Raw genomic sequence first — 9,679 nt, 5'->3', positions numbered from 1 at the left:
GCATTCCACTGTGGGAGCCGGGCTTGCCCGCGATGGCGGCCTTGAAGACTCTCTATCAATACCTGAAGGAACCCCCGAGCATGAGCGACGCCGGCCGCGCCGATGCCCTGTTAGCCGATCTGCCCCGGGACGGCCGTGGCCGGCTCAAAGTCTTCCTCGGCGCCGCGCCCGGTGTGGGCAAGACCTACGCCATGCTCCAGGCGGCCCATACCCAACTGCGCCAGGGCGTGCGCCTGATCGCTGGGGTGGTTGAAACCCACGGCCGCGCCGAGACCGAAGCCTTGCTCAGCGGCCTGCCGCAACAACCGCTGTTGCGTAGCGAATACCGTGGCGTGATGCTCGAAGAAATGGACCTCGACGGCCTGCTCGCCGCCAAGCCCAAGCTGGTGCTGGTGGACGAACTGGCCCACAGCAACGCTCCCGGCAGTCGTCATGAAAAACGCTGGCAAGACATCCAGGAACTGCTCGCCGCCGGCATCAACGTGTTCACTACGGTCAACGTCCAGCACCTGGAAAGCCTCAACGACCAGGTGCGCGGCATCACCGGCGTGCAAGTGCGCGAAACCCTGCCGGACTGGGTGCTGCAAGAGGCCGACGAACTGCTGCTGATCGACCTTCCGTCTCGCGAGCTGCTCGAGCGCCTGCGTGACGGCAAGGTGTATGTGCCCGAACAGGCGCGTGCGGCCATCGATGCGTTTTTCACCCAGACCAACCTCATGGCCCTGCGCGAACTGGCCATGCAAACCGCCGCCGCCCACGTCGACGATGACCTGGCCCAGGGTTACCGCCAACTCGGCCAGGCCGCGCCGGCAGTGCGTGGGCGCCTGTTGGTCGGTGTGGATGGCGATGCCCAAGCCGAACGCCTGGTGCGCCATGCCAGCCGCGTTGCTCAGCGTCGGCATTTGCCCTGGAGCCTGGTGCACATCGACAACGGCCGTGCGCGGGATGAGCAATCGCGCCTGCGCCTGCAAAACGCCCAGCAACTGGCAGAGCGGCTGGGCGGGGAAGTGGTGTTACTGCGCGCCGGGGAAGTGGCCAAGACCCTGATCCAGCACGCCGCCGAACGCCGTGCCAGTTTAGTGCTGGTAGGGCAGTCACGGATGCGCTGGCGGCGGCGCCTGTTCGGTGGCGGCTTGGCGGCACGCCTGTTGCGCAATGCCCGCGGCTTGGAAATCAACGTCCTCGACAGCGATGACATGCCTGCACCGCCACGCCTGCCGGAGGTACGCGGGTTGGTGTGGTTCGATTACACCCTGGCGGTGGTGGCCACCTTTGTCGCTGCCGCAGTGGCTTGGGCCGTATCCAGTGCGTTGGCGCTGCCGAACATCTCGCTGGTGTTTCTTGCCGCCGTGCTGTTGGTGGCGGTGCGCAGCAGCCTGGGGCCGTCCCTGGTGTGTGCGGCACTGTCGTTTTTGACTTACGATTTTCTGTTTATTCCGCCGAATTTTTCCTTCGCCATCCAGCGCGAAGAAGACGTGCTGACCCTGTTGTTCTTCCTGTTGATGGCAGCGTTGACCGGCAACCTCGCCGCACGCCAGCGCCGCCAGTTGCAGGCGTTGCGCGATACCCAGGAAGAAACCAGCGAGCTGCTTGACCTGTCGCGCAAGCTCACCGCTGCCACCGATCGCCAAGCTGTCATCAGTGCCGCCGCCCACCATCTGCAAGGTTGGAACGACCTCGACCTGTGCCTGGTCAATCGCGACGGGCAGGGCGGCTGGAAGGTCGAGACCGGTGGCCCGTTGACCCTCACCGAAGCAGAGCGCGCCGCCGCCGACTGGGCCTGGCAGCATGATCAGCCGGCCGGCATGGGCACCGGCACCTTGCCGTTTGGGCGTTGGTGGTGGTGGCCGCTATCGGGTGAAGAGGGGCCCTTGGGGTTGCTGGGTGTCAGTGCCAAGCCTGGCCTGGAATTGAGCGGGCAACGTCGTCGCTTACTCACCGCGTTGAGCCAACCGCTGGCCCAGGCGCTGGCGCGAGCACAACTGGGGCAGGAGCTGGAATCGGCGCGCCTGCACGGCGAAACCGAACAACTGCGCAGCGCTTTGCTCGCGTCGGTGTCCCACGACTTGCGCACGCCATTGACGTCCATGCGCGGCAGCATTGACAGCCTGCTGGCCCTGGGTGAAGCCATCCCGCTGGAGGATCGCCGCGAATTGCTCGAAGGCACCCGTGATGAAGCCGAGCGCCTCGACCGTTATATCCAGAACCTGCTGGACATGACACGACTGGGCCACGGTGCGCTGAAACTGGCACGCGATTGGGTGTCGCCCGGCGATATTGTCGGCAGTGCCCTTGGGCGATTGCGCGCCGTGCTGGCGCCGTTGCAGGTGAGCACCGATGTGCCGCCGGAGCTGCCTTTGTTGTATGTGCATGCGGCGTTGATTGAGCAGGCCCTGGTCAATGTGCTGGAAAACGCCGCACGGTTTTCGCCGCCCCAGGGCCGTTTGCAATTGCGCGCTGGCGTGCAGGATGAGCAGTTGTTTTTTGCCGTGGCGGATGAAGGGCCGGGGATTCCCGAGGAGGAGCGGGCGAAGATCTTCGACATGTTCTACACCGCTGCCCGCGGTGATCGAGGCGGGCAGGGCACCGGCCTCGGCTTGGCGATCTGCCAGGGTATGGTCGGCGCGCACGGTGGGCATATCAGCGTGGCCGATGGCATTGACGGGCGGGGCACCTGCATCACCTTGTTTCTACCATTGCCGACACAGCCTGCCCTGGAATAAACCTTGTAGGAGCGAGGGGGACGCCTAGTTCTTGCTCGCGAAGGTCGTTAACGATAATGATGGCGTCCTCAGTTTACGCGGGGCCTATGGGGTTTTCGCGAGCCAGCTCGCTCCTACAGGAGGGGTGATTTTTTAATGGATTTTAATGAGACGCCATGAGCCAGACCGCGACGATTCTTGTCATTGATGACGAACCGCAGATCCGCAAATTCCTGCGCATCAGCCTGGCCTCGCAGGGCTATAAGGTGATCGAAGCCGGCACCGGCAACGAAGGCCTGGCGCAGGCGGCCTTGAGCAAACCGGATCTGCTGGTGCTCGACCTGGGCCTGCCCGACATGGACGGCCAGCAGGTGCTGCGCGAGTTTCGCGAGTGGTCGAGCGTGCCGGTGCTGGTGCTGTCGGTGCGGGCCAGCGAAGGTCAGAAGGTCGAGGCCCTCGACGGTGGCGCCAATGACTATGTGACCAAACCGTTCGGCATCCAGGAGTTTCTTGCCCGTGTGCGTGCGCTGTTGCGCCAGGCACCGGCCGGAGAGGCCCAGGAAGCCGCCTTGAGTTTTGGCCCGCTGACCGTAGACCTGGCTTATCGCCGCGTGCTGCTCGACGGGGCTGAAGTGGCGCTGACCCGCAAGGAATACGCAGTGCTGGCGCAGTTGGCACGCCACCCGGGGCGGGTGATTACCCAACAGCAGTTGCTCAAGGACATCTGGGGGCCAACCCATACCGAGGACAGCCACTACCTGCGTATCGTGGTGGGGCACCTGCGCCAGAAGCTGGCGGATGACCCGACCCAGCCGCAGTTTATCGTGACTGAGGCGGGGGTGGGGTATCGGTTGCTGAGTGCCTGAACCTTGGGTGCCTGCGCTGGCGCCATCGCAGGCAAGCCAGCTCCCACAGCTAAAATGCATTTCCCTGTGGGAGCCGGGCTTGCCCGCGATGAGGCCATCCGCAACACCTACACGCTCAACTCTGCTCACTCTCATACCGATCCAACGTATCGCTGGCAATCTCCCGCCCCAAAGCGATCAACTCCGGCGCTTTATAGAACTCGAAAAACCGGCACACCCGCTTCGGCACGTTGATCAGCACATCGGGCGGATACCCGGCGATCTTGTATTGTGCCAATGAGGTTTGCATCACCTCGAAACTCTGGTTGATCAGGTCCAGCAGCGAGGCAGGCCCGACGTTGTCGATGATGAACGAGCCGGTGGCCGACTTCGGTGCGCCGGCTTTCTCCGGTGCCGCGGCAGGTTGTTGGGCTTCGGGCTCGGCAGACTCCAGCCACGGGTTGATTTCTGCGGCCTGGGCCTGCAAGGCTTCTTGTTCCAGCTTCATCAACTGCTCGGCCTGCTTGCGGCGAAATGGCAGGTGGGAGCCCAGTGACTTGGCCAGGCTGTTGAAGCGGCTCTTGAACGCCGGCGGGCGCGGAATCACCGGCAATTGGTAGTGTTTCTGGTTGGTGGCATTGAGGTTGACCGCAATGATCAAGTCGCAATGGCTCGACACCACCGGAACGATGGGCAGCGGGTTGAGCAGGCCGCCGTCCACCAGCATGCGGTTGCCCTGCATCACCGGTGTGAACAGGCTGGGGATGGCCGCTGAGGCGCGCATGGCCTGGTGCAGGCAGCCTTCCTGAAACCAGATCTCCTGTTGGTTGGTGAGGTCGGTGGCGACGGCAGTGTAGGGGATGCGCAGCTCCTCGATATTGATATCGCCGACGATCTTGCGAATTTGCCCGAACACCTTCTCACCGCGGATCGCTCCCAGGCGAAAGCTCACATCTACCAGGCGCAATACGTCGAGGTAGTCCAGGCTTTCGATCCAGTTGCGGTACTCGTCGAGCTTGCCGGCGGCGTAGATTCCACCCACCACGGCGCCCATGGAACAGCCGGCGATACAGGCGATGTCATAGCCGCGTCGTTCGATTTCTTCGATCACCCCGATATGGGCGTAGCCCCTGGCCCCACCGGAGCCCAGCACTAAGGCAACACGTTTCTTCATGGCCAGATCCTTCGCAAAACAGGGGCCCACAATGCACCCATCAAGGGGCCTGCTTCAATCCTTGCTGACAGCGCGCAATATTTTTCCAGGCTGGCGATCAGCCTCGGGTATGCTCTGGCAATAGGTACTACTGATTTCAGGCTAAGGACAAGGCACTTTTCCCTGTAGGCAACGTCTACAGGCTACGACTGAATTTGTATATTTGAGGTGTCATCAATGAAAGCCTGGATCTGTGTGCCTGTGATCGTGTTGGCCTTGGCTGGCTGTGCCGGGAAAACCGCGTATCGCGACAGCTGTGGCTCGCAATTGGACGCCGCCTGGAAAGAGCTGGACCTGGCCAAGGCCGAAGGTTTTGCTGGCACTGTCAGCTACTCCAAGGCTTTGTCGCTGTTGACTGGCGCCAAGACTCAGCAGCAGTTTGAAGCGTTCGAGGGTTGCTCCAACAAGGCCGAAAAGGCGCGGTTCTACATTCGTGAGTCTCGCGCCGGGCGATAACCCAGGGCGGATAGGATTTTTTATCGGAAAGTGAGGGCAGGATGTCAGCGTTGGTCAATCAGTTAGTCGCTCAGGTCATTGGCCTGGAAGTAGGGTTACTGAGCTGCCAGGCTCGCCTCGCCGCCGTCACTGACGATGAAGCCTTGCATGATTTGCGCACAACGGTACGCCGCCTGCGCAGCCTGTTGCGCCCTTTGCGCGGGCTGCCCGGTGTCGAACAGCTTGAATTGTCCGCCAGCACGGTTGGCCAACTGACTACGCCGCTACGCGACCGAGAGGTGCTGGCGGCGTATTTGCATCAGCACGGTCATCACGACGCGGCTGATCGACGCCTGCGTCTGCAGCCCGAGGCTTATCGCCAGGTGGCGCAAAGCCCGGAGTTGGCGCACTTGCTGCTGATTCTGGATGCGTTCCCACGGTTTATCCGCGCGTCCCAGCATCAGAAACTGCTCAAGGGCTTGCGCCCGCGCATCCAGAAACGCCTGGCCAAGCAATGGCAGGCACTCGATGGCGCCTTGAAGGACCCCGATCATGACCGCCACCGGCTACGGTTGCTGATCAAACGTGTGCGCTATGCCGCCGAGGCGTATCCCGAGCTGGACAAATTACCCACCAACGCCCTGTCGCACTTGAAGAAGGCCCAGAGTGCGCTGGGTAACTGGCATGACTGTTGGCAGTGGCTGGCCCAGGCCGGCCATGAGCCAGACCTGCAACCCTGCGTAGCAGTGTGGCAGCGCACCATGCTCAAGGCGCAAGGCAAGGCCGACCGTGTGCTGGACACGCTCAGCGCCGAGTGTTTTTAAACCGGTCCGGTTTTTGGCCGGAATGGGCGCTGTGCCTGTGCAATTCGATGGTTAAGATTCCTCCACGATTTTCTTGATGTGAGGTCGCCATGCGCTTTAGTGATTTGCTCGACGCTGCCCGTAGCAATCCGCTGGATGTCACCATCCCTGCCGAATGGGCCCAGGGCCGGGCTACCTTTGGCGGCTTGGTCGCTGCCTTGCAGTACGAGGCGCTGCGCGCCCAGGTGCCGGCGGATCGACCGCTGCGCTCGCTGGCCATCACCTTTGTCGGCCCGGTAGCGCCGGATGTGCCCGCCAGTTACCAAGTCGAAGTGCTGCGCGAAGGCAAGGCGGTCAGCCAGTTGCTGGGGCGCGTGGTGCAAAACGGTGAAGTGGCGACCCTGGTCCAGGCCAGTTTTGGCGCCTCTCGCCCCTCCGAAATTGACGTGGCAAGTGAGCCGCCGCCGGTGTTCAAACATTGGGATGAGTGCCAGGAGCTGCCCTATATCAAGGGTGTTACCCCCGAATTCATGCGCCATCTGGCGATGCGCTGGAGTGTCGGTGGCCTGCCGTTTACCGGCAATAAATCCCGCGACATGGGTGGCTGGGTACGGTTGCGGGGGGATGTGAAAGAAGAACCACTGACCGAGGCGCATATCCTCGCCCTGGTCGACGCCTGGCCACCGGCGTTGCTGCCACACCTGAAAAAGCCCGCGCCGGGCAGCACCCTGACCTGGACCATCGAGTTCATCCAGCCGCTGCAAGACCTGACCACGCTCGACTGGTGCCAGTATCACGTCAATATCGAACACGCCCGCGACGGCTATGGCCACGCTGCCGCTGCCTTGTGGAGCCCGACCGGCGAGTTGATCTCCCTCAGCCGTCAGACCGTGGTGGTGTTCGCCTGAACCCGCCGGTCAGTGGTGGTGCCGCTGCCGCCAGGCGCGCCACCAGCCACCGCTGAGCACAAAGCGCGGGAAGGTCACGAACTGCTCGACCACCAGGCGCTGCACCGCATCTTTGCGATCACTGAACGGCTCACTGGCCTGGGCTTCCAGACTATGGCCGTGACGCTGCAACGCCAGGCCCGCGACAATGCCAATCACACCGACCGCGAAGCTGGCCAGGCTCAGGCTGAACACGCCCGACACGATCAGTAGGAAACCGACGATAAACAGCGGCACGGCAATCAGGTGCAACGCCAGGTTGGTTGGGTGCTGATGGCTCTGTGGGTACTGACGCCATTGCCAGGCGGGGAGATTGGGGTGACGTTTGCCCATGGTGGTGAATCCTCTGTCCGTTGAAACAACTTGAACAGAGTTTAGGTTGAGGTGGGCAGGGTGGCGAATTGGGGCTGGCTATGGGGGTCATAGGCTGCAATTTAGGCGGAGTGACCCTCATGCCCAAATGACACAGTCATGATCATCCATATGTACCAAGAACGTCAGCTCTTTATCGGTTATCCAAAACGGATATCCGGTGGTTTCGGCTAACACAGAGGCTAGCACTCGAGCGTTTTCCATTCTCCAGGCGCTATACGCTGAGTCAAATACCAGCAGAACCAGGCCATTCCCGCTAATGCGATGCGGCATCTCCTTCCAAAAGTCAGGGTTGTGTTCGGTGCTTTTCTCGTTCAGTTCGATGGGATCAAGCACATTGCTCTGCGCTTTGAAGAATTTTCTCGTCAGAGAGCTTATCAACAAGTTGAGTTCGCTCGAATCAAGCTTTCCAGCGTCGAGGTTCAGCGCATTACAGGCTTCGTCTATTTCGTCTTCCAGGTAACTCATCAGGGAACACCTATTCTGGACCGGCTGACAGGAACCAGTTGGAGCAGTATATGGCCTCTTTTGGCTCCTCCGTCGCCTCTCTTTCCAGGTGTTTGATAGCCAATATGAGGTGATTTCGGGCCTTCTTTACTTGGCACGAGCATAGGATCGTCAATATTCACTTCCGCTCCTCTATTGGGACCGGTTTGTACTCGCCATTCTGTTGGAAATGATTTGCCATATTGGTCTTTGCGCCATTTCGATACGCTGTATTCGGACCTGGGTATACCCGTTCTGCGAAAAGCCTCATCCAAACCATCGGTGGGAAAGAGTAGCGCCGTGGGTGTGAATGTGGGAAGGATTCCAGTCTGTTAAGCGCAGATCCCCTGTGGGAGCGGGCTTGCCCGCGAAGGCGGTGTGTCAGTCACTGCCTCTGTTACTGCACTACCGCTTTCGCAGGCAAGCCAGCTCCCACTTTTGATCTTCGTTGCTTTGAGTATTGCGTTCGCTTGACTGATCGGCACCAAGGCTTACCTCCGATGTTGTTGGGTCAGTTTGCACATGCATTGGCTGGTTCACAGTTATCGAGGTCAAGTCCCATCCCATATTCGATATTCAGAGTGTCTAGGGTAAGGAGATTTACGTGAACGGCATCAAGACTGTATGAAGTACAAATTAGATGTGGACCCTTCGATTTTCTTGGCTTTGCCCTTTTTTAGGTACGCATTGAACTCACGTTCCAAGGCTTGTTTATCTGTATATTTTTTGTACTTGCTGGGTGTTTCGCATGCGTACATATACAGCCTCCACGAGTCGAAACCGTCGACCCTATCGTCCGGGCCGTAATCAAAGTCGACACATATTTCAGATAAGTAAACACTGCAACCAATACCGTGCAGCTCGTAGGTGACATTTGCAGCGACCGTCCCACGCTGCGGGATTTTTTTGGATCGCCACAGACCAATGATATTTTTGGTTCCAAACACTTGCTCAAGTAAGTCGGTAGCCTTTTTTACTTGCTCCAAGTATTCTGTGATCAAATGTTCTAGCGTCTGAGCTCTCATCGTCTAGGCCTTTCCAGTCTATCCAGTCCTACTGCATTTGAAGCGTCTATTACGTCCTGGGTGCTGTTGAACGAGCTGTTATGGTCACCTATATTCTGGATTAGTTTTATGGTGACTGGCGTCTTTGTTTGTCTTGCAGCGGCAGCTCGGTGGTGCCCATCAACAATATAGCGTTGCTCGTTATACTCAAAAACGTCTATTGGCGTATTTTTATCGTATCCGTCGTTTCGCATACTGCGAGCAATTTCTTCCACACGCTTGGTTGACCGCTTCCCTTCAATGCTGTGTGTTCTATTTAAGAAGTTTGCGTCTACTCCGTGAACAAGAGGAGCTGAAGGCTGTCCATCATCCACGCTCGATTTGTAGGATGGATCGTCAGCACTCGTTTGCTTTTTACACCCATCATCGCCTGGGCATGAATTCAAGCCTAGCGGGTCTACCCACCCTGTCGGATTGGGCACGTACTGGTAGCCATTGATCCCACCCGCCAACTTCACCGGATCCGGCGTCAGATAGCGACCAATATCCGGATTGTAGTAGCGATGGCGGTTGTAGTGCAGTCCGCTTTCCTGATCGAAATACTGCCCTTGAAACCGCAGTGGATTGTCGACTTTGCCCACGTCGAGCCGGGCGATCTGGCCGTAGGCGCGGTAGTGGGCGGACCAGATGATTTCGCCCTCGGGGCTGGTCAGTTCCAGCGGGGTGCCGAGGTGGTCGAGTTGGTAGTGGTAGGGCTTGGTTTCTTTTGCGCCGAAACCTTCCAATAGTGCCAATGGGCGGAAGCTGTCGGGTTCGTAGAGGTAGCTGCGATGGCGCTCTGCATGGTGTTCGGCAATCAGCTTGTCGCCTTG

11 protein-coding genes are annotated in these 9,679 nt (G+C 59.7%); 5 read left to right on the top strand and 6 right to left on the bottom strand.

Annotation, left to right across the window (positions count from 1 at the left end; genetic code table 11):
• Positions 1-80: 80 nt before the first annotated feature.
• Both AC07S6_RS27195 and AC07S6_RS27190 read left to right on the top strand, forming a co-directional pair.
• Positions 81-2,723, top strand: a complete 2,643-nt coding sequence (locus AC07S6_RS27195; RefSeq protein ID WP_495113406.1) for a DUF4118 domain-containing protein — start codon at positions 81-83, stop codon at positions 2,721-2,723.
• 155 nt (positions 2,724-2,878) lie between these two features.
• Positions 2,879-3,568, top strand: a complete 690-nt coding sequence (locus tag AC07S6_RS27190) for a response regulator (protein ID WP_495113404.1) — start codon at positions 2,879-2,881, stop codon at positions 3,566-3,568.
• A 115-nt stretch (positions 3,569-3,683) separates the two neighbouring features.
• Here the strand turns inward: AC07S6_RS27190 and AC07S6_RS27185 are convergent, their stop codons facing one another.
• Complete coding sequence (locus AC07S6_RS27185) at positions 3,684-4,721, bottom strand: patatin-like phospholipase family protein (protein WP_054898472.1); 1,038 nt, start codon at positions 4,719-4,721, stop codon at positions 3,684-3,686.
• Positions 4,722-4,937: 216 nt separating this feature from the next.
• On the opposite strand from AC07S6_RS27185, the gene AC07S6_RS27180 reads away from it, so the two are divergent.
• From AC07S6_RS27180 to AC07S6_RS27170, 3 genes are all read left to right on the top strand, one after another.
• Complete coding sequence (locus AC07S6_RS27180) at positions 4,938-5,216, top strand: hypothetical protein (RefSeq protein ID WP_003189839.1); 279 nt, start codon at positions 4,938-4,940, stop codon at positions 5,214-5,216.
• A 41-nt stretch (positions 5,217-5,257) separates the two neighbouring features.
• On the top strand, positions 5,258-6,019 hold the full coding sequence (locus AC07S6_RS27175) for a CHAD domain-containing protein (protein WP_495113403.1): 762 nt from the start codon (positions 5,258-5,260) through the stop codon (positions 6,017-6,019).
• Between the two features lie 89 nt (positions 6,020-6,108).
• A complete protein-coding gene (locus AC07S6_RS27170) occupies positions 6,109-6,906 on the top strand; it encodes an acyl-CoA thioesterase (protein WP_495113402.1) in 798 nt (265 codons plus the stop codon).
• Between the two features lie 9 nt (positions 6,907-6,915).
• On the opposite strand, the gene AC07S6_RS27165 is transcribed toward AC07S6_RS27170, so the two are convergent.
• The 5 genes from AC07S6_RS27165 to AC07S6_RS27145 form a co-directional block, all read right to left on the bottom strand.
• The gene (locus tag AC07S6_RS27165; protein WP_197881600.1) at positions 6,916-7,278 is read right to left on the bottom strand and encodes an Mpo1-like protein; all 363 of its coding nucleotides are present in this window, start codon (positions 7,276-7,278) and stop codon (positions 6,916-6,918) included.
• A 117-nt stretch (positions 7,279-7,395) separates the two neighbouring features.
• A complete protein-coding gene (locus AC07S6_RS27160; RefSeq protein ID WP_019821403.1) occupies positions 7,396-7,785 on the bottom strand; it encodes a hypothetical protein in 390 nt (129 codons plus the stop codon).
• The gene (locus AC07S6_RS27155; protein ID WP_495113405.1) at positions 7,785-8,126 is read right to left on the bottom strand and encodes a polymorphic toxin type 47 domain-containing protein; all 342 of its coding nucleotides are present in this window, start codon (positions 8,124-8,126) and stop codon (positions 7,785-7,787) included. Before AC07S6_RS27155 ends, AC07S6_RS27160 begins: the two co-directional genes overlap by 1 nt.
• 291 nt (positions 8,127-8,417) lie before the next feature.
• The gene (locus AC07S6_RS27150) at positions 8,418-8,828 is read right to left on the bottom strand and encodes a DUF6896 domain-containing protein (protein WP_096144406.1); all 411 of its coding nucleotides are present in this window, start codon (positions 8,826-8,828) and stop codon (positions 8,418-8,420) included.
• Positions 8,825-9,679, bottom strand: an 855-nt coding sequence (locus AC07S6_RS27145) for an RHS repeat-associated core domain-containing protein (RefSeq protein WP_495113401.1), incomplete at its 5' end; no start/stop codon positions are given. The genes AC07S6_RS27150 and AC07S6_RS27145, both read right to left, overlap by 4 nt.

This window comes from Pseudomonas sp. GW821-FHT07B01 (assembly GCF_059419065.1).
The sequence above is the reverse complement of the archived record's forward strand: the minus strand, read 5'-3'. Positions and strand labels throughout refer to the sequence as shown.